The 19,048-nt window shown below is 72.4% G+C and carries 15 protein-coding genes; all 15 read right to left on the reverse strand.

What is annotated here, in order from left to right:
* Nucleotides 1–31: 31 nt before the first annotated feature.
* The 15 genes from ACQPZP_RS32940 to cbiE all read right to left on the reverse strand — a co-directional run bounded on the left by ACQPZP_RS32940 (nucleotide 32) and on the right by cbiE (nucleotide 19,046).
* Nucleotides 32–1,456, reverse strand: a complete 1,425-nt coding sequence (locus ACQPZP_RS32940; protein ID WP_433473592.1) for a S28 family serine protease — start codon at nucleotides 1,454–1,456, stop codon at nucleotides 32–34.
* A gap of 162 nt (nucleotides 1,457–1,618) precedes the next feature.
* Nucleotides 1,619–2,212: a GNAT family N-acetyltransferase gene (locus tag ACQPZP_RS32945; protein WP_433473593.1), complete on the reverse strand. Its 594-nt coding sequence runs from the start codon at nucleotides 2,210–2,212 to the stop codon at nucleotides 1,619–1,621.
* A complete protein-coding gene (locus tag ACQPZP_RS32950; protein WP_433463275.1) occupies nucleotides 2,209–2,640 on the reverse strand; it encodes an acyl-CoA thioesterase in 432 nt (143 codons plus the stop codon). The genes ACQPZP_RS32945 and ACQPZP_RS32950 overlap by 4 nt, the downstream gene beginning before the upstream one ends.
* 57 nt (nucleotides 2,641–2,697) lie before the next feature.
* Nucleotides 2,698–4,026, reverse strand: a complete 1,329-nt coding sequence (locus ACQPZP_RS32955; RefSeq protein ID WP_433473594.1) for an enolase C-terminal domain-like protein — start codon at nucleotides 4,024–4,026, stop codon at nucleotides 2,698–2,700.
* Complete coding sequence (locus ACQPZP_RS32960) at nucleotides 4,023–5,558, reverse strand: aldehyde dehydrogenase (NADP(+)) (RefSeq protein ID WP_433473595.1); 1,536 nt, start codon at nucleotides 5,556–5,558, stop codon at nucleotides 4,023–4,025. Before ACQPZP_RS32960 ends, ACQPZP_RS32955 begins: the two co-directional genes overlap by 4 nt.
* Before the next feature lie 252 nt (nucleotides 5,559–5,810).
* Nucleotides 5,811–7,475 (reverse strand): energy-dependent translational throttle protein EttA, encoded by a 1,665-nt coding sequence (gene ettA / locus ACQPZP_RS32965; protein WP_433473596.1) that lies wholly within the window; start codon nucleotides 7,473–7,475, stop codon nucleotides 5,811–5,813.
* A gap of 61 nt (nucleotides 7,476–7,536) precedes the next feature.
* Nucleotides 7,537–8,826: a GGDEF domain-containing protein gene (locus ACQPZP_RS32970; RefSeq protein WP_433463279.1), complete on the reverse strand. Its 1,290-nt coding sequence runs from the start codon at nucleotides 8,824–8,826 to the stop codon at nucleotides 7,537–7,539.
* Nucleotides 8,827–9,381: 555 nt separating this feature from the next.
* Nucleotides 9,382–9,855 carry a single-stranded DNA-binding protein gene (locus ACQPZP_RS32975; RefSeq protein WP_433473597.1) on the reverse strand — a complete coding sequence of 158 codons (474 nt, stop codon included), beginning with the start codon at nucleotides 9,853–9,855 and terminating at the stop codon, nucleotides 9,382–9,384.
* A gap of 91 nt (nucleotides 9,856–9,946) precedes the next feature.
* Nucleotides 9,947–11,662 (reverse strand): GTPase family protein, encoded by a 1,716-nt coding sequence (locus tag ACQPZP_RS32980; RefSeq protein WP_433473598.1) that lies wholly within the window; start codon nucleotides 11,660–11,662, stop codon nucleotides 9,947–9,949.
* Nucleotides 11,659–13,698, reverse strand: coding sequence for an AAA family ATPase (locus ACQPZP_RS32985; protein ID WP_433473599.1), 2,040 nt, complete (start codon nucleotides 13,696–13,698; stop codon nucleotides 11,659–11,661). Before ACQPZP_RS32985 ends, ACQPZP_RS32980 begins: the two co-directional genes overlap by 4 nt.
* Nucleotides 13,695–14,933 carry a uroporphyrinogen-III C-methyltransferase gene (gene cobA / locus ACQPZP_RS32990; RefSeq protein WP_433479716.1) on the reverse strand — a complete coding sequence of 413 codons (1,239 nt, stop codon included), beginning with the start codon at nucleotides 14,931–14,933 and terminating at the stop codon, nucleotides 13,695–13,697. Before cobA ends, ACQPZP_RS32985 begins: the two co-directional genes overlap by 4 nt.
* A 130-nt stretch (nucleotides 14,934–15,063) precedes the next feature.
* Nucleotides 15,064–16,140 carry a nicotinate-nucleotide--dimethylbenzimidazole phosphoribosyltransferase gene (gene cobT / locus ACQPZP_RS32995; protein ID WP_433473600.1) on the reverse strand — a complete coding sequence of 359 codons (1,077 nt, stop codon included), beginning with the start codon at nucleotides 16,138–16,140 and terminating at the stop codon, nucleotides 15,064–15,066.
* Nucleotides 16,141–16,156: 16 nt separating this feature from the next.
* Entirely contained in the window at nucleotides 16,157–17,194 is a 1,038-nt protein-coding gene (gene cobC, locus ACQPZP_RS33000; protein WP_433473601.1) for an Rv2231c family pyridoxal phosphate-dependent protein CobC, read from the reverse strand.
* Entirely contained in the window at nucleotides 17,191–17,787 is a 597-nt protein-coding gene (locus ACQPZP_RS33005; protein ID WP_433473602.1) for a precorrin-8X methylmutase, read from the reverse strand. The genes cobC and ACQPZP_RS33005 overlap by 4 nt, the downstream gene beginning before the upstream one ends.
* Entirely contained in the window at nucleotides 17,784–19,046 is a 1,263-nt protein-coding gene (gene cbiE, locus ACQPZP_RS33010; protein ID WP_433473603.1) for a precorrin-6y C5,15-methyltransferase (decarboxylating) subunit CbiE, read from the reverse strand. Before cbiE ends, ACQPZP_RS33005 begins: the two co-directional genes overlap by 4 nt.
* Nucleotides 19,047–19,048 lie beyond the last annotated feature (2 nt).

Below are 19,048 nucleotides of genomic sequence, written 5' to 3' on the forward strand. Positions count from 1 at the left end.
CACACCGCGGGCCTTCGCTACGGATGTGCGGCTACAGCGGCGGGCGCTGGAGCTCCAGCGGGTCGTCGGCGGACGGGCCGGTCTTGAGCGTCTGCATGCCCTCCTCGACGCCGGCCCAGCGCTTGAGGTTCGCGATCGACTTGGACTGCTCGTCGGCGGGCAGCTTGGCGATAAGGCGGCCACTGTGGTTCATGCCCGGGGCGACGTAGACGGCCGAGTCGCGGCTGCCGTGGCCAAGGCGGAACGGCTCGGCGCCCCATGGGTCGTTCGAGCCGTACAGGAACAACATGTGGTTGGCGTTCCCGCGCACCCAGCCGTCGATGTCGTGCATGGCGCGTCCGTTGTCGAACCGCATCGGGATGTCACGCGGGACATAGGTGCGCGGCTGGTAGCTGCTCTCGTACCGCAGCAGCGGACGCAGGTGCTTGAACTTCGGCGTGGGCCAGCCGAGCTGCGTGCCCGCCTGGTAGTAGTACGGGATGTACGGGGCGAGACCCTGGTCGCTGTAGAACGAGAGCCCGGAGATGGTGTCGAGCGTCTTGTAGATCTCGTCGTCCGAGGCGGTCACCGCGGGCAGCGACGGGCAGTCGGACTGCAGGCTGTACTGCCAGAACGCCCACTCGTAGTCCATCACCGAGTTCTCGAAGGCGCGGTCCTGCGTCCGGAGGATGTCGAACGTCCAGCCGTTCTCGTCGGCGGCCGCCTTGAAGCGCTTGAGCATCGCCGGGCGGCGCTTGAGGAACTCACGCGCGAGCGCCTTGACGTGGGCGCGGCATTCGGGGTCGCTGCCGACCGTCTGGAAGAACTTGTCGTAGGCTCGGTCGTCGTTGTTGTTGACGTCGTTCGGTGCCACGTACACGACGCTGCCGTCGACATCGCGCGGGTAGAAACGCTTGTGGTAAACGGCCGTCATGCCGCCCTTGCTGGCGCCGGTCGAGATCCACTTGCCCTTGTAAATCGTCTTGAGGGCGCCGATGAGGCGGTGCTCGTCCGTGGCGGCCTGCCAGATCGTGTCCTTCGTCCAGTCCGTCGGCTCGGGCCGGGACGGGGTGAAGTAGCGGTACTCGACCGAGATCTGGTTTCCGTCGACCAGCGCCGTCGGCTCGGAGGTGAACATCACCTCCGGCGTGTCGTACCCGCTGGTGTAGAGCACCATGGGCCGGTCGGACGCCTTGTGCTGCAGCATGATGCGCTGCTCGAACCACTGCCCCCGCGGGTTGCGGTGGTCGACCGGCTGCCTGTACTCCAGCCAGAACCAGCGGTAGCCGGGCAGCGTGGACGGTTTCTCCGTGACCTGCATTCCGGGGATCGCCTTCAGCTGGGCGAGGATGTCGCCCGCCTGTGCGGTGCCGGCCTTCGCGGTGCCGGCTTTTGCGGTGCCGGCCTGCGCGGTGTCCGCCGCCTGCGCCGCGGTGGCGCCCGCCCCGGTCATGCCGGCGGCGAGCAGAATTGCCATCGCTCCTCGTGAGACGCGCCGCATTTTGCCCCTTCCACGTGGGTTCTCCACATTCGCGTCGCGACACTAGAGGGAGAAGTGGGCCGAAAACGGATTGCTGTTGCCCTTGTTACATATCCGTGACGGCGCGGTTGTCACCTGCTCAGCGCGGCCATTTCGCCCTCAGGCCTGCGGAACGAGGGCGATTCCGTCATCCCAGGGGGCCAGGCGCTCGAAGAGCCGCTCGTCGTGCCAGCGGCCGTCTAGATGAATGTGGCGGCGGGCCGTCCCGACGACCGTGAAGCCGTTGCGCTCAAGGACGCGCTGGGACGCGTGGTTGTCGACTCTCGTGAACGCTTCGACCCGGTGCAGGCGCAGCGTGCCGAAGGCCACGTCCAGTGCCTGCCTGAGCGCCTCGGTGGCGACGCCGTTGCCGGCGTGCGCGCGCGCCACCCAGTAGCCGGCGAAGCAGCTTTGGAGGGGGCCGCGCAGGATGTTGTTGAGCGTGATCCGTCCGGCCATCTCACCGTCGACCAGGACGACGCCCGGCCACATCTCCCCGGTCGCGTAGGCCCCGACCAGGTCGTGGAGGTTGTCGCGCTGGCCCTCGACGGTGAAGTACGCGTCGTCCCGTTCCGGTTCCCAGGGACGCAGGTAGTCCCGGTTCTCCCGGTACAGGGCCGCGAGCGCCTCGGCGTCCGCCATCTGGACGACGCGCAGCCGCACGCCGGGCAGGCGCGTGTCCAGCCGGGGCGGCGGACCGGCGAGCGTCGTCATGCCCCCGGCGCCACGTAGCGCCCGATGAACTCCCGTTCCTGCGGGGTGAACCGCCGCAGCCGGTTCGCCTCGACGTCGAACGCGACGAGCGTGGAGGTCGCCTCGGCGTACACGTTCTCGTCGTCCCGCACCTCGTAGGCCAGCTTGAAGGACGCGGCGCGGGCCTCGGTCACCCAGGTCTCCACCCGGATCGGGTAGACGGTCGGCAGCAGCGGCAGCCGGTAGTCGATCTCGTGCCGCGAGATCACCATGCCGCGGACGGGCTCCTCCCCCTTGCGCACCGGGTCGCCGTGGAACATCTCCAGCCGGGCGTCCTCCAGGTAGCCGAGGAACTTCACGTTGTTCACGTGGCCCTGGGAGTCGATGTCGCCGAACCGGATGTTGAACTCGTAGACGTGCCGGTACTCGGCCTCGGGCATCTGCTGCATGTCCTCGCCTGGGGGTACGGGGGAACCGGGGTCGGCCCGATGCTACCCGGAGCGGGTTCAGCCCCTGACCAGGCAGGGTCGCTTCGGGTCGAACGTCCAGTCCGGGACCAGGAATTTCATCGCGGCCTCGTCGTCCCTGTCGCCCAGCCCGTGCCGGAGGTACAGGCGGTGTGCCTCCTCGATCCGCTCCTCGTCGACGTCGACGCCGAGACCCGGCCTGTCGGGCAGGTCGATCCCGCCGTCCACGATCTGGAGCGGCTCCCTGGTGAGCCGCTGGCCGTCCTGCCAGATCCAGTGCGTGTCGATCGCGGTGATCTCCCCGGGCGCCGCGGCGGCGACGTGGGTGAACATCGCCAGCGACACGTCGAAGTGGTTGTTGGAGTGCGAACCCCAGGTCAGGCCCCACGCCTCGCAGAGCTGCGCCACCCGCACCGAGCCGCGCATCGTCCAGAAGTGCGGGTCGGCGAGCGGGATGTCCACGGCGTCCAGCCGGATCGCGTGGCCGAGCTGCCGCCAGTCGATCGCGATCATGTTGGTGGCGGTGCGCAGGCCGGTGGCACGGCGGAACTCCGCCATCGTCTCGCGTCCCGAGTAGCCCAGCTCGGCGCCGCACGGGTCCTCGGCGTAGGCGAGGACGTCCTTGAGCCCGGTGCCGAGCCGGATCGCCTCGTCCAGCGACCAGGCGCCGTTCGGGTCCAGGTTGATCCGCGCGCCGGGGAACCGCTCGGCGAGCGCCCGAACGGCCTCGGCCTCCTCGTCGCCCCGCAGGACACCGCCCTTGAGCTTGAAGTCGGCGAACCCGTACCGCTCCTGCGCGGCCTCCGCCTGCCGGACGATGGCGTCGGGCGTGAGGGTCTCCTCGCGCCTCACCTTCAGCCAGCCGTCCGCGTCCGCCGGCGGCTCCTCGTACGGAAGGTCCGTCTTGTTCCGGTCGCCGACGTAGAAGAGGTAGCCGAGCATCGGGACCGTCCGGCGCTGGACGCCGTCGCCGAGCAGCGCGGCCACCGGCACATCGAGGAACCGGCCCATGAGGTCGAGCAGCGCCGACTCGATCGCGGTCAGCGCGTGGACGGTGATCCGGGTGTCGTGGGTCAGCGGGCCGCGCCCGCCGGCGTCCAGGTGGCCGAACGCGGCCCGGACGGTGTTGAGGATCTCGTCCGAGCGTCCGATGGGCCTGCCGACGACCAGCTCGCGGGCGTCCTCCAGCGTCCGGCGGATGCCCTCGCCGCCCGGCACCTCCCCGACCCCCGTGTTGCCGGACGAGTCGGTGAGCAGCACCAGGTTCCGCGTGAAGAACGGGCCGTGCACGCCGCCCAGGTTGAGCAGCATGCTGTCCCGGCCGGCGACGGGCACGGCCCGCATGCCGGTGACGACCGGCGTGCTCATCGCGGCACCCCCTGGTAGGCGACCGGCCGCTGGAACCGCTCGATGGCCAGGCTCCCGACCGACGTGGTCCGCGCGTCCGACGTCGCCGGGTACGGGCCGCCGTGCACCATCGCATGACCGACCCGCACCCCGGTGGGCCATCCGCCCCAGAGGATCCGCCCGGCCAGCCGTTCCAGGACGGGCAGCAGCCGCGCCGCCGCCGCACCACCGCCGTGGATCGTCGCGGTCAGCTGCCCTTCCAGCCCGCGCGCCAGGCCGACGACCTGGTCGAGGTCGTCACACCGGACGACCAGCGAGCAGGCGCCGAAGATCTCCTGCTGGAGCTCGGGCCCGAAGTTCTCGGCGTCCACCACCGCGAGGGCGGCCCGGCATCCCGCCACCGCGTCGGGTTCTCGTCCACGCGCGAGGATCGTCACGTCCGGATGGCGTTCGAGCCGTCCGACGCCCTCGGCGTAGGCGCGGGCGATGCCGGGCGTGAGCATGGGCGCGCCCGGATCGGCCTCCACCGCCTTCGCCGCCGCGTCGAGGAAGGCGTCGAGCGCCTCGCCCTTCTCCGCGAAGACGAGTCCCGGATTGGTGCAGAACTGCCCGGCCCCGAGCGTCACCGAGCCGACGTACGCCTCCGCGAGCTCGGCCGCGTGCTCCGCCAGGGCGTCCGGCAGCAGGAAGACCGGGTTGACGCTGCTCATCTCCGCGTAGACCGGGATCGGCCGCGGGCGGTCCGCCGCCGCCTTCGCGATCGCCAGGCCCGCCGTCCGCGACCCGGTGAACCCGACCGCCTGCACGCGCGGGTCGCTGACGAGCGCGATGCCGAGCGTGGGACCGTCCCCGTAGAGCATCGAGAACACCCCTTCGGGCAGCCCCGCCTCCTGGACGGCCTCCGACACGGCCCGTCCGACCAGCTCACAGGTCCCGGGATGGGCGTCATGCGCCTTCACGACGACCGGGCACCCCGCCGCGAGCGCGGAGGCGGTGTCACCTCCGGCCACCGAGAACGCGAACGGGAAGTTGCCGGCCCCGAACACCGCGACCGGCCCGAGCGGAACCCGCCCCTGCCGGATCTCGGGCACTCCCTCACCCGCCGCGTCGACGCTCACCGCCGGACCGCCCGCGCCGCCTCCGGCGAGGCCGTCCGGTGCGGACGGGCCGTACCGCGCGGATCCGTCGCCTGCCGCCCGGAGGTCGGAGGCGAAGAGACGAAGTTGCCCGGTGGTCCGGGCGACCTCGCCGGTCAGCCTGGCTTCCGGAAGGCCGGTCTCCGACATGGCGCGCCGGACGAGGACGTCCGTCAGCCCGTCGAGCCTCCCGGCGATCGCCTCCAGGAACGCGGCACGCCGCTCGGCGCTCGTCGCGCGGTAGGCGTCGAACGCTTCCTCCGCCAGGGCACAGGCCCGGGCCACCTCGGCGTCGCCGCCGTAGCGATACTCCGGATCGAGGCGTTCACCGGTGCGGGGATCGACGGCGGCGATCGCCTCCCCCGTCCCGGCGACGCGCTCGAAGCCGATCACCATCTGCCCGGTGAGCTGCGCCAATGTCCCGTCCTCCTCCGTCTGGCAGGGTGCCTGAACCGGACGATAGGAGACGCGAACGATACCTGTCCAACACGAAAAACGCATCGACCGATGCCCGGTTTGTATCACCGCGCCTCAGCCATGCCAGGCGGGAACCCGAGCTCGCCCAGATCGGACACGGCCCGCACAGCGAGCACCGAGGCGACCCGTCGGAAGGGCCGCGTCGGCCCGACCGGCGGCGCGAGCCCTCGCGCGGCCGGTCAGGGCCGGAGATCAGTCCCGCTTGAGCTTGCGGTGCGTCACCCGGTGCGGGCGGGCGGCGTCGGCGCCCAGCCGCTCGATCTTGTTCTTCTCGTAGTCGGCGAAGTTCCCCTCGAACCAGAACCAGTTCGAGCCCTCTTCCCACGCGAGGATGTGCGTGGCGATGCGGTCCAGGAACCACCGGTCGTGCGAGGTGATCACGGCGCAGCCGGGGAACTCCAGCAGGGCGTTCTCCAGGCTGGACAGGGTCTCGGTGTCGAGGTCGTTGGTCGGCTCGTCCAGCAGCAGGACGTTGCCGCCCAGCTTGAGCGTCAGCGCCAGGTTGAGGCGGTTGCGCTCACCGCCGGACAGCACCCCGGACGGCTTCTGCTGGTCGGGACCCTTGAACCCGAACGCCGCCACGTAGGCGCGGGAGGGCATCTCGACCTGCCCGACGTTGATGTGGTCCAGGCCGTCGGACACGACCTCCCACACCGTCTTCTTCGGGTCGATGCCGCCGCGGCCCTGGTCGACGTAGGAGACCTTGACGGTCTCGCCGACCCGCAGGTCGCCCGCGTCCGGCTGCTCCTCGCCGACGATCATGCGGAAGAGCGTCGTCTTGCCGACGCCGTTCGGGCCGATGACGCCGACGATGCCGTTCGGGGGCAGGTTGAACGACAGGTCGTCCATCAGGACCCGGTCGTCGAAGCCCTTCGTCAGCTTGTCCGAGACGATCACCGTGTTGCCGAGCCGCGGGCCCGGCGGGATCTGGATCTCCTCGAAGTCCAGCTTGCGGGTCTGGGCGGCCTCGGCGGCCATCTCCTCGTAGCGCTCCAGGCGGGCCTTGCTCTTCGTCTGCCGCGCCTTCGGGTTGGACCGGACCCACTCCAGTTCGTCCTGGAGGCGCTTCTTGCGCTTGGCGTCCTTGTTGCCCTCGACCTTCAGCCGCTCCGCCTTCTTCTCCAGGTAGAGAGAGTAGTTGCCCTCGTACGGGTAGCAGCGGCCCCGGTCCAGCTCCAGGATCCAGGTGGCCACGTTGTCGAGGAAGTACCGGTCGTGGGTGACGGCGAGGACGGTGCCCTCGTACTTGGCGAGGAACTGCTCCAGCCACTGGACGCTCTCCGCGTCGAGGTGGTTGGTGGGCTCGTCCAGCAGCAGCAGGTCGGGCGCTTCGAGCAGGAGCTTGCACAGCGCGACGCGCCGGCGCTCACCACCCGACAGCTTCGTCACGTCCGCGTCGCCGGGCGGGCAGCGCAGCGCGTCCATCGCCTGTTCGAGCTGGCTGTCGAGATCCCACGCGTTGCGGTGGTCGAGCTCGTCCTGGAGCTTGCCCATCTCCTCCATCAGCTCGTCGGAGTAGTCCGTCGCCATCTTCTCGGCGATCTCGTTGAACCGGTCGACCATCGCCTTGGTCTCGGCGACGCCCTCCTGGACGTTCCCGAGGACGTCCTTCTCCTCGTTCAGCGGCGGCTCCTGCTGCAGCATGCCGACGGTGAACCCCGGCATCAGGCGCGCGTCGCCGTTGGACGGCTGCTCCAGACCGGCCATCATTCGCAGCAGCGTCGACTTGCCGGTGCCGTTCGGCCCCAGGACGCCGATCTTCGCGCCCGGAAGGAAGTGCAGGGTGACGTCGTCCAGGACGACCTTGTCGCCATGCGCCTTGCGCACGCGCTGCATCGTGTAGATGTACTCGGCCATATCCACAAGCCTAGAGGGTCCTGGCTAGTGTTTATCGCGACCTTCACCGCGGCACGGCGGTTCAGGCCTCGGGCGCCTTGGGGCCCTCCAGGGCGGGCAGGCAGACCCGGTCCCGGCCGGACGACTTGGCTCGGTAAAGGGCCAGGTCGGCCGCCGCCAGCAGTTCCAGGAGGTCTTGGCCGTGGGTGCGGAAGAGGGAGACGCCCACGGAGACCGTGACCGTGACCGTCCCCTCCTCCGCCGGGACGGCCAGGCGGCGCACCCGGCCGCGGAGACGCTCGGCGACGCGGCACGCCTCGACGGTGTCGGCGCCCGGCAGGAGGACCACGAACTCCTCGCCGCCGAACCGGCCCACCACGTCGTAGTCGCGCAGCTGGTGGCAGAGCGTGCTGGCGACGCCGACGAGGACCTGGTCGCCGACCAGATGGCCGTGGGTGTCGTTGACGCGTTTGAAATGGTCGATGTCGATCAGCAGCAGCGCCACGGCGTCGTGGGTGCGCTGGGCCCGGGACAGCTCGGTGTCGGCCTCGCGCTGCCACGCGGCCGCGTTCAGCAGGCCCGTCTTGGCGTCCGTGCGGGCGGCGGCCTGGAGCTGCTGGTGCATCAGGCTGCGCTGGAGCAGCATCACCGGAGGGAGCGCCAGGAGCAGCAGGCCGAGGGACAGCGCGCTGGTGATCGCCACCAGGATGCCGACGCAGACCTCGACCAGGTCGAGGAGCAGGCTCTCGCGCGTCCACAGCACGTCCCGCCAGCGGCTCTCGGGATCGGCCGCGTGCGCCGCCACGGCGACGATCGCCGTGTTCACCACCGTGAACAGGGCCGCGCACCCGACGGCCGCCGGGATCCCCGGGTAGGCCGCGACGACCCACTCCGGCGCACCCTCCAGCGGTTCGGCGACCACGAGGTGGAACACCATGGACGCGCACGCGCCCGCGATCCCGAGCGCCGCGGCGACCAGCGCCCGCCGGTAGACCAGCGTCCGGCGGACCCGGAACTGCAGCAGCGCCTGCAGCGGCACCGGGATCAGCAGCGCGTACACCGGCGGCAGCAGCAGCGCCACCGGCAGCCACCAGGCCGACAGCAGGTCGCGCGCGACCCCGGCCGGAATCCCGAGCCGCCGCGTCGCCTCGATGCACACCGCCCCGCACGCCAGCAGGGCCGCGAACGTCGCCAGGTCGTGCCCCCGGAACGGGGTCTCCAGCACCCCCGCGACGATCAGCCCCAGATGGACGGCGACGACCACCGGCACGTAGACCACGAGCAGGGACGACCGCCCCGGTATCGCCCGGCGTCTGGGCCTGCGGGCCAGCTCCCCACCACGGTCCTCGGCGGACGACTGCACTGCCGTCATCCTTCCCCCTTACGCGCATCACGTTGTGTAACACGATAGTTGCAACGTGTGCGGAACGGGCGTGAAACAGGTACGTTCGGGAACGCACATGCCGGTGGCCGCTCCGGTCACGGGCATCAGGGCCCGCGAAATCGCGGTGCCCGGCACATCCTGAGGGGGATACCACCATGCGCGGCGTTTCCTGGATCTGACCAGCAGGCCGCAGAACCCCGACGGTGCGGGGGCGCAGACCGGCAGCCCGCTCCTGCCGGCCACGCCCCCGCTTGCCGGAACAAGCCCGGATCGCCCGCCCCCGGCCTCCGCCCAGGGCCGCCCCGGCCCCGGCCGCCGCCTCAACGGCGACGAGTCCGGCGACCTCGGCGAGCGCACCCGCGGCCGGCGGGACGCCCCGGGCGGAGGCCCGGGCACAGCCGCCTCAACGGCGACGGGACCGGCGACCTCGGCGAGCGGGCCCGCGGCCGGCGGGACGCCCTCGCCGAGGCCGGCGCGGACGTCCTCGGCCAGGACGCCGGATGGGGCCGCATGCCCGGGACCGTGATCGGCGGGCGGGCGGGGTCAGGCGGCCTTCGGGTCGTCGGCCTCCTCCTCGTCCGCGGGGGCGCCCAGGGCCCATTCGTCGGCGGCGTCGCGGGCCAGCCTGCGGTCGTCGTCGGTGAGGGGGCCGCTGCGCTGGGCGGGACGGAAGTCGACGGTGCCGCGGTTCAGGTCGGGACCGAGGGTGAGGGCCTCGACCTCGGCGGAGAAGCGCCACTGGTCGTCCCGCTCGTACTGGCGGACCCGCAGCCGGCCCGTCACCAGGACGGGGGTGCCGCGCCGCAGGTCCGACGCGTTGACGTTCTCGGCGAGATTCCGCCAGCAGTTCACGGTCACGAACAGCGACTCGTCGTCCTGCCACTGGTTGGTCTGCCGGTCGAAGCGGCGAGGGGTGCACCCGACCCTGAGCGAGAGCAGCGGGGTGCCGTTGGTCGTGACCGCGTAGCGGGGCTCCGCCGCGACCCAGCCGGTGATGGTGACGTGCGCCTCGTTCATCGCGTCCTCCATGTCTCCCATACGGACGTACGGGTACAACGGTGACGCGGTGGCGACGAGCCGGGACGGGCGTCGCGGAACTGTGGATAACTCAGCCGCGGCCGAGGGCGACGTCCACGTCCCTGCGGAAACGGGCGTAGACCTGCAGATCGGCCTCGATGGGCTCGATCACCTTCCCGCGCGCGACCCGCTCGATGCCCTGGCGCATATGGTGCTCCATCTTCTCGCCGTGTTTGGCGGACGACAGCGCGACCATGTTGCGGCAGGCGGAGGCGGTGAGCCACCCCATCCCGAGCGTGCACACGACCAGGATGGCCACGTAGGGGATGAGGCCAGCCTGCCCGATGAGGCCGCCCGGGTCCTCACCGCCGACGTCGAGCAGGCCGTAGGCGACGAGGAAGCCGATCCACACGACGCTGAGGATGGCGACCAGGACCAGGAAGTACTGCCACGTCTTGACCAGCCACCACCAGCGGGGCACCACGTTGAACGTGGGCAGCGCCTCCTTGAGCGACTCGCCGAGCGCCTCCGGGATCTCGGTGGCGTGGGAGCGGGCCGCCGCGCGGACGGAGCGTCCCCAGTGCGGCGGCAGCTCGGCGGCGACGCCCTCGCTGACGCCCTGGAGCGCGTTGTCCACATCCCCCTGCTGGGCGCCGATCGGGCCGGTGAAGGCGTTGCGGAGCTCCTCGCGCAGCTCGGTGAGGCGCATCCGGCGGAGCGGGTCGGAGCGCAGCCGGGTGATCATGGCGGTGACGGGCCAGCCGATGAAGTCGGAGGCGCGCAGCTCGTAGGCGCTCTCCATGGCCTCGGCGACGGCGGGCGCGCCGGCCGCGTCGGTGAGCGCCTGGATCAGTTCGGACCGGCGGCCGTCGTCGACCGTGACGGGCGGTTCGGTGTCGAACCGGTAGGCGGTGAACTGCTCGGCGACCCGGTCGACGTCGGCGGACAGCCGCTCCGTGCGGGCGCGGCGGGCGGCGACGGTGTCGACGAGGACGTCCCGGAAGCCGTGCACGCCGTCCTCGGCGACCGCGGAGGTGGTCACGATCCGCGGGTCGGCGAGCCCCTCGGCCTCCAGGAGGCGGCGCAGGTCGGCGACGCAGTCGTCGATCTCGTGCGGGGCGAGCCGGTCGACCTGGTTGAGGACGATCAGCGTGACGCCCGTGTGCCGGGCGAACGGGACGATGTAGTTGCGGTGCAGGGCGGCGTCGGCGTACTTCTGCGGGTCGACGACCCAGACCAGCAGGTCGGCGATGGTGACGAACCGGTCGACCTCGGCGCGGTGCACCGCCTGGATGGAGTCGTGGTCGGGCAGGTCGATCAGCACGAGGCCCTGCAGGGTGGCGTCGGCGCGTTCCAGGTCGAGGGCGCTGGCGCGGGCGTAGCGGTGGCGCTTGTCCACGTCAAGCCAGTCGAGCAGCGGCCCGGCGCCGTCCAGGCCCCAGACGCACGCGTGGGCCTGCGACGTCATCGGCCGGCGCATCCCGGTCGGCGAGAGCTCCAGCCCGCAGATGGCGTTGAACAGCGAGGACTTCCCGCTGCCGGTGCCGCCCGCGAGGGTGATGACGGTGTGGTCGCCGGACAGGCGCAGCCGCTGCCCCGCACGGCGGAGCAGCGCGTCGGCGTCCTCAAGGGCGGGCTGGTCGAGCCGGCCGACGCCCGCCTGGACGACCCGGTCGAGGCCGTTGAGCCGGTCGACCAGCCCGGGCGGGTCGCCGGGCTCGGCGGCGGCGCCGGGCCCCGGCGCGCCGAGGATCGGGATCCCGCCGGTTCCGGCCGGTGAGTTCGCGGAGACGGCCGAGGTGGTCATCGGGCAACCTCGAGGTTGTAGGTGGCCTGGTACAGCTGGACGGGGACGGTCTCGTCGGGGATGCCGGCGGAGTCGAGCACCTGCCCGAACCGGATGGATTCCTCGTCGAACAGCATCCCGATGCGGCTGCGCAGGTCGGCGCGGGCCTTGGCGCCCATGCCGCGCAGGGACTCGGCGCCGAACAGCGCCTTCAGCAACCGCTGCGGGACGGCGCTGTTGCCGCCCTCCACGGCCACGTCGGCCGTCCCGTACCCGAGCAGGCCGATCATCAGGACGAGCGAGACCGCCTCATGGTCGAACGAGACCAGCTTCGCGACCGAGCGCTTGGTGACGCCCTCGGTGCGGATCAGCTCCTGGACGTGGTCCTGCCAGGAGCTGACGGCGCGGGTGACGCGGCGCGACAGCTCCGGGGAGACGTGCCCGAGGTCGGCGTCGGTCCGGGCGAGGACCTGGCCGCCGGCCGGATGGTCCCGCCAGCGGGCGATGACCTGCTCGGCGCCGTGCTCCGCGGACGACATGATCAGCGATTCCAGGCCGCTGCGCAGCGCGGCCTTGAGCGCCCGGACCCGGGCCGGGCCGCGGCGCCGCCGGTTCGCGGCGCGGCCGCGCCGGGGCCGCTGGACGTGCAGGGCTTTCAGCAGGTCGCCGGTGCCGGCGAAGTCCTGCCAGCGCGCCAGCACCTCGCCGCGCAGCAGCGAGCCGTTGCGGGTGGCCTCGTCCAGCTCGGCGAGGGCGGTGCCGTATCCGGCCTCGACCTCGCGGGCCAGCTCGGTGCGCTGCCCGACCTGCGCCTCGACTTGCCGGGCGACCTCGGGGACGCGGGTGCGGAAGCTGTCCAGGACGGCGGCGAGGGTGTCGCTGATGACGATCTCGCGGTCCTCGGCGTCCTCGGCGACGCCGGTCAGCCAGTCGCGGATGTCCTCGACGGTCTCCTCGGGGAGCCGGCTGTCCTCGATCCGGGTCTCCGGGATCGTGAAGCGCTGCGCGTCGCCGACCTCGTGCTCGTCCAGCATCTCGCCGAAGTGCTCGACGACCTCGGCGCCGGCACCGTCGGGCACCCGGGACAGGACGACGCCGATCGTGGCGCCGTTCTCCTTGGCGCGCTGGAGCATCTGCCAGACCTGGGCGTCGGCGTACCGGGCGGCGGTGGTGACGCACAGCCACAGGTCGGCGGCGGCCATCAGCTTGGTCGCGAACTCGTAGTGGTCTTCGAAGACGGAGTCGAAGTCCGGGCTGTCGAGCAGGGCGAGACCGGGCGGCAGGACGTCGCTGGCGATGATGACCAGCTGGTCGCCCGCGATGGCGTCGGGTGCGGGGCCGCGGACCCGCCCCATGCCGGGCAGGAGCGGTCCCTCCATGAACCACTGCACGTGGTCGGGATGGCAGACGAGGATCGGGCTGCTGGTGGTGGGACGCAGCACGCCGGTCGCGCTCACGCGGGCGCCGACGAGCGTGTTGACCAGCGTGGACTTGCCGGCGCCCGTGGACCCGCCGAGCACCACGAGCATGGGCGCGCCGGCCGCCTGGATGCGCGGCAGGACGTAGTCGACGAGCTGGGCGCGCAGTTCGTCGCGGGCCTCCCTGGCCTGCTGGACACCCGGAACGTCCAGCAGGAACTCGAACGCGCCGAGCTGGTCGCGCAGGGTGGTCACGGCCCGGATCAGCTCACCCTGGCGAGCCGTTCCACCGGGCCTTGGGGCCCGCCGCCTGCCGCGCTTGGGCTTGGCGTCCTTGGCGTCGCCGGCCTCATTGCCCTCTTCGGCCTCCTCGGCGTCCTGCTCGGCCCCGCCGTCAGGCAGGGCGTCGCTTTCAGGCACGGCGTCCTTCTCTGCCGTGCCCTTCCTGGACGTCCTCTTCGCTCGCGCCGTCTTCCCGTCTCCGGTCTTCTCGTCTCGGGTCTTCTCATCCGGCGCGTCCTTTTCGGATGCGGCTTCGGCGACGGCTTCCGCGTCCGGGGCGGGGCCTTCGATCCCGCTTTCCGGACCGGCACCGGCCTCCTCGTCGTGGACCGTGCTCTGCTCTGCGGGGGGTGTCACGGATCCCGTCCCATGTCCGCTCGAATCATGTCGATCTCTCGTGCCACGTTGACCACGTCGCCCACGACCACGATCGCCGGGGGCCGGACCTCACCGGCGGCCATCTCCGCCGCCACCGTGCCCAGCGTCGCCGTCAGCGCCCGCTGGCCGGGAAGGGTGCCGTCCTGAATCACGGCCACCGGCGTGCCGGACGACCGACCATAGCGCATGAGGGCCGATGCGATGAGCTCCATTCGTTCCACTGCCATGAGCAGGACGATCGTGCCCTTCGCGCGGCCCAGCGACTCCCAGTCGACGGTCGAGTCGGGGTGCCCGGGCGGGACGTGCGCGGAGACCACGTGGAACTCCTGCGCGACGCCCCGGTGGGTGACCGGGATGCCCGCGGCGGACGGCACGGCGACCGCACTGGTGATGCCGGGGACGACCGTCACGGGGACGCCGTGGCGGGCGCAGTACAGGGCCTCCTCGCCGCCGCGCCCGAACACGAACGGGTCCCCGCCCTTGAGCCGGACGACGAAGCGGCCCTGCCGGGCGTGCTCGACCAGGTACTCGTTGATGCGGTCCTGGGTGACCGTCCGCCCGTAGGGGATCTTGGCGGCGTCGATCACCTCGACGTCGGCGGCCAGCTCGTCCAGCAGCCCGCCGGGGGCGAGCCGGTCGGTGACGACGACGTCGGCCATGGCGAGCAGCTGCCGTCCGCGCACGGTGATCAGGCCGGGATCGCCGGGGCCGCCGCCGACGAGCGCGACGCCGCCCGGCTTCTGCCGGGAGTGCCGGGATTCGAGGGCGCCGTCGCGGAGCCCCTCCACCACGGCGTCGCGGATGCCCGCGGCGCGCCGCGGATCGCCGCCGAGCAGCACCCCGACGGTCGCGTCGCCCGCGTGCCCGCTGGCGGGCGTCCAGGCCGGGGACGACTCCGCGTCGTCGGCCCGGACGGACCAGATCCGGGCGGCGTCGGCCTCCGCCACCACGTCCCCGTTGACCTTGGCGTCGTCGGTGACGGCCTGCACCAGCCAGGCGCCCGCGCAGTCGCCCCGCCTGAAGCGCCGCTGATGCCAGGTGATCCGGCCGCGTTCGGCGAGGCCCTGCAGGGTGGCGGTGACGGACGGCGAGACGAGGACGACCTCGGCGCCCGCGTCCAGCAGTGCGGGTACGCGGCGCTGGGCGACCCGGCCCCCGCCGACGACGAGGACGCGTCGCCCGCCGAGTCGCAGGCCGAGCAGGTACGGGGGCACGTGGTGGATCTCTCGGACTCGGGTGACTGACAAGTGTCTTTGTGGAACAAAGGTACTCGGGTTGAGGAGTTCATGGAGAGGGGCTCCGCCCGTTCGATAGCCGAGCGTGACTCATTCCGTGATCACGTCGTTACGGCCGCCCGGCGTCCTTCTCGCTGACCCCGGCGGAGTCGAACGTGGCGACCTCGTGCAGCACCCGCACCGCGCTCTGGACCAGCGGCAACGCCAGCAGGGCGCCGGTCCCCTCGCCCAGCCGGAGCTCCAGGTCGACGAGCGGCCGCAGGCCGAGGGCCTCGATCGCGGCGGCGTGGCCGGGCTCGGCCGAGCGGTGCCCGGCGACGCACCCGCCGAGGGCGTCCGGGCACAGCGCGGCGGCGACCAGGGCGGCGGCGCCGGCGATCACCCCGTCCAGGATGACGGGGACACGCAGGGCGGCGGCGCCGAGGACGAGCCCGGCGATCGCGGCGTGCTCCAGCCCGCCGACCGCCGCGAGGACCTCCAGGGGCTTCTTGCCGTGCCCCCCCAGGAGGCCGTGCCGTGCCAGGGCCGTGCGGACGACCTCGATCTTGTGCGCGTGGGTGGCGTCGTCGATGCCGGTTCCGCGGCCGGTGACCCGCTCGGGCGGCAGCCCGGTGAACGCGGCGATCAGCGCGGCGGACGCGGTGGTGTTGGCGATCCCCATGTCCCCGGTGATCAGGCACCGGGCGCCGCTCCCCAGCTCCTGTGCCACCTGGATCCCGGTCTCGACGGCGCGGCGGGCCTCGTCCGTGGTCATCGCGGGTCCGGCCGTCATGTCGGCGGTGCTGGGCGCGATCTTGCGCCGGAGCAGGCCGGGGGCGTCGTCCAGTTCGGCGGCGACGCCGATGTCGATCACCGTGACCGCGGCGCCGGCCTGGGCGGCGAACGCGTTGACGACGGCGCCGCCGGCCAGGAAGTTGGCCACCATCTGCGCCGTGACCTCCTGCGGCCACGGGGTGACCCCCTGGGCGTGGACGCCGTGGTCGGCGGCGAACACGGCGACCGCGGCGGGCTCCGGCAGCGGCGGCGGGCACCGCCCGGCGAGCCCGGCGAGCCTGACCGACAGCTCCTCGAGGACGCCGAGGGACCCGGGCGGCTTGGTGAGACGGGCCTGGTGGTCGCGGGCGTCCCGCATCGCCGCCTCGTCCAGCGGGGCGATGGAGGCGACGGTCTCCTCGATCAGGGTCATGGTGTCCTTTCTGGAGTCAGATGCCCAGCTCACCGAGCACGTCCAGCAGCCGGTCATTGGACGCACGGTCGCGCACGGCGATGCGCAGCCAGTCCGAACCGAGTCCTGGGAAGGTGTCTCCGCGCCTGACGGCGTAACCACGCTGCCTGAGCAGGGCCCTGATGCCCAGACCGTCCGGCACGCACAGGCACAAGAACGACGCTCGTGCTTCAGGCACGACGTACAGGCCCCTTGCCGACAGCTCGGCCGCCAGGCGGTCGCGCTCGGCGGTGAGTTCGACGGCCCACGCCTCGGCTTCGGCGACGGCCTCCGGCGTGGAGCACGCTTCGACGGCGGCGAGCGCGGGCGTGGACACCGCCCAGAGCGGCTGCGCCTCAGCGAGCCGTCCGATCAGATGGGGATCGGCCAAGACGTACCCTGCGCGCAGCCCGGCGAGCCCCCATGTCTTGGTCAGGGAGCGGATGACCACGATTCCGGGCGGCAGCCGGGTGGCGAGGGTCTCCGGCTCCCCGGGGACGCAGTCCATGAACGCCTCGTCCACCACGACCGTCCGGCCGGGCCTGGCGAGCGCGGCGACGGCGGCGGCCGGGTGCAGCACCGAGGTCGGGTTGGTGGGGTTGCCGATCACGACGAGGTCGGCGTCGTCCGGGACCAGGACCTCCTGCCGGACGATGTCGAGCGTGAAGTCCTTGCCGAGGATCGCCCGCTCCACGTCGTGCCCTGCCGCCCGCAGCGCGGCCTCGGGCTCGGTGAACTGCGGGTGCACCACCACCGCCCGGTGCGGCGTGAGGACCCGCGCGAGCAGGACGAACGCCTCCGCGGCGCCCGCGGTGAGCAGCACCTCCTCGGCGGACCTGCCGTGCCGCCTGGCGACCGCCTTGCGCGCCGGGCGCGGGTCGGGGTAGGCGGCGAGACCGGTGACGGAGGCGCGGATCCGCTCGGCCAGCCAGTCCGGGGGCGTGCCCGCCCGGACGTTGACGGCGAAGTCGGCGAGACCGTCGCCGACCTCCGAGTCACCGTGATGGCGGAGATCCACCTCGCCGGGTTCGGTCACGCCGGCCCCGCCTCGTGGTAGAGCAGCGCGTTGACGGCCGCCGCGGCGACCGCCGACCCGCCCTTCTCCGAGACGTTGCTGAGCTGCGGCAGCCCGCTGCCGCGCAGCGCCTCCTTCGCCTCGCACGCGCCGACGAACCCCACCGGCATGCCGATGACCAGGGCGGGCGCGACCCGGCGGGCGATGATCTCGGAGATGGCCTCGGGCGCGGAACCGACCACCCAGACCGCGCCGGGGCCGACCTCGGAGTACGCCAGCCGGACCGCCGCGGCCGGCCGGGTGATGCCGGCGGCGCGCGCCATCCGGGCGGCGGCCGGGTCGGCGGCGTGGCAGATCGTCTCCCGGGCGCTGATCCCGGCGGCGACCATCCCCTCGTCGGTGACGATCGGCGCCCCGTCGCGCAACGCCGCCCAGCCCCGGGTGAGGGAGTCCTCCGTGGTCACGAGGTCCACCGCGTACTCCAGGTCGGCGGTGGCGTGGATCACCCGCTCGGCCACGGCCCGCCACAGCGGCGGCATCGGGGACAGGTCGACACGGGACCGCAGGATCTCATACGACCGCACCTCGATCGGGTGGGGCTGGCGGACGGTCAACTGCGCTCCTCCACTGCTCCGGGCGGGCCGGGGATGGTCTCGATCGGGCGGTTCTTCCGGGACGGCCGCCATTCCGGGGTCCGGGCGTCCTGTTCGCCCCAGACGACGATCACGGGCTCTCCCGGCTCTCCCGGCGGGGTCAGCGGGGTGGCCTGGAGCCGGACGGCGCCGCCGATGAAGCCTTGCTCGTCCAGGATGTCCAGTATGGCGCGGGCATCGTCCGCCGCGGCCACGGCGACGATCCTGGCCGGGCCGAGCGCCGCGCAGACCCGGACGGCGTCCGGTCCGCCGCGTCCCGCGAACCCGGGGCCGAGGAAGACGGCGTCGGGTTCCGGAAGATGGCCGGCCGTGGACCGGACGTCACCGGACGCCATCGCGACCTTGACCCCGTGCAGCCGGACGTTCTCCCGCACCCGCTCGCACGCGGCGTAGTCGCGGTCGACGGCGACCACGGCCGCGCCGAACCGGGCGCACTCGATGCCCACCGAGCCGTCGCCGGACTCCACGTCCCACACCATGTCGCCGATCCGGGGCCCGAGCTTGGCCAGGACGAAGGCCCGGACATCCGGGCGCAGGCCCGGTCCTTCACCGAAGGCGTCCGCGGGCAGCGCCCATCCGGCGGGGCCGGGCGCGGCCCCCGAGATCCAGCCCGTTTCGCCGAGCGCGTGCCGGTTGTCGAGGACCAGCACCACTTCAGGGTCGTTCCAGGGACGAGTGGTCGCCTCGGCCGGACGGACGTAGACGACCCGCTCCCCAGGGCCGCCCAAGTTCTCGCAGACCACGAAGGAACGCGGTGTGACGGGGAACAGCGCGCGCGCCAGCTCGGCGGGCCCCGCACCCGGTCCGGTCAGGACCGCCACCTTCGGATGGGCGCGGCACGCGTTGACGGCCTGCCTCAGGTGTCCGTCCTTGGCGGAGACGACCAGCGCGTCCTCCCAGGGCAGCCCGGCCTGGGCGAAGGCCCGTGCCACCGGCGGCGTCGCAGGAAAGGCTTCTGGGGCGTGGCCCTGTTCGAGCAGTTCTCTGATGATTCCGAAGTAGCCGGGATCGCCGTCCACGACCAGCACGACGTCCTGTTCGGCGACGTCGACGCCCTTCAGTGCCTCTGCGAGGTCCTTGGTGGCCGCCTTGCCGGCACCCGGCGCCAAAGGCAGGCCCTCCAGCAGGCGGGCCTCCCCGACGACCAGCGCGGCACTCTCCAGAGCCGCTCTGGCCGCTTCGGAGAGCGGCGATCCGTCGCGGCCGACGACCGTCAGCATCG

The organism is Spirillospora sp. CA-142024, assembly GCF_050942325.1.
GTDB lineage: Bacteria > Actinomycetota > Actinomycetes > Streptosporangiales > Streptosporangiaceae > Spirillospora.

What these genes read in the sequence shown, in the direction of transcription:
- ACQPZP_RS32940 (WP_433473592.1), bottom strand. Translation starts at nt 1,456, where the DNA reads ATGGCAATTCTGCTCGCCGCCGGCATGACCGGGGCGGGCGCCACCGCG.
- ACQPZP_RS32945 (WP_433473593.1), bottom strand. Translation starts at nt 2,212, where the DNA reads ATGACGACGCTCGCCGGTCCGCCGCCCCGGCTGGACACGCGCCTGCCC.
- ACQPZP_RS32950 (WP_433463275.1), bottom strand. Translation starts at nt 2,640, where the DNA reads ATGCAGCAGATGCCCGAGGCCGAGTACCGGCACGTCTACGAGTTCAAC.
- ACQPZP_RS32955 (WP_433473594.1), bottom strand. Translation starts at nt 4,026, where the DNA reads ATGAGCACGCCGGTCGTCACCGGCATGCGGGCCGTGCCCGTCGCCGGC.
- ettA (WP_433473596.1), bottom strand. Translation starts at nt 7,475, where the DNA reads ATGGCCGAGTACATCTACACGATGCAGCGCGTGCGCAAGGCGCATGGC.
- ACQPZP_RS32970 (WP_433463279.1), bottom strand. Translation starts at nt 8,826, where the DNA reads ATGACGGCAGTGCAGTCGTCCGCCGAGGACCGTGGTGGGGAGCTGGCC.
- ACQPZP_RS32975 (WP_433473597.1), bottom strand. Translation starts at nt 9,855, where the DNA reads ATGAACGAGGCGCACGTCACCATCACCGGCTGGGTCGCGGCGGAGCCC.
- ACQPZP_RS32980 (WP_433473598.1), bottom strand. Translation starts at nt 11,662, where the DNA reads ATGACCACCTCGGCCGTCTCCGCGAACTCACCGGCCGGAACCGGCGGG.
- cobT (WP_433473600.1), bottom strand. Translation starts at nt 16,140, where the DNA reads ATGACCCTGATCGAGGAGACCGTCGCCTCCATCGCCCCGCTGGACGAG.
- cbiE (WP_433473603.1), bottom strand. Translation starts at nt 19,046, where the DNA reads ATGCTGACGGTCGTCGGCCGCGACGGATCGCCGCTCTCCGAAGCGGCC.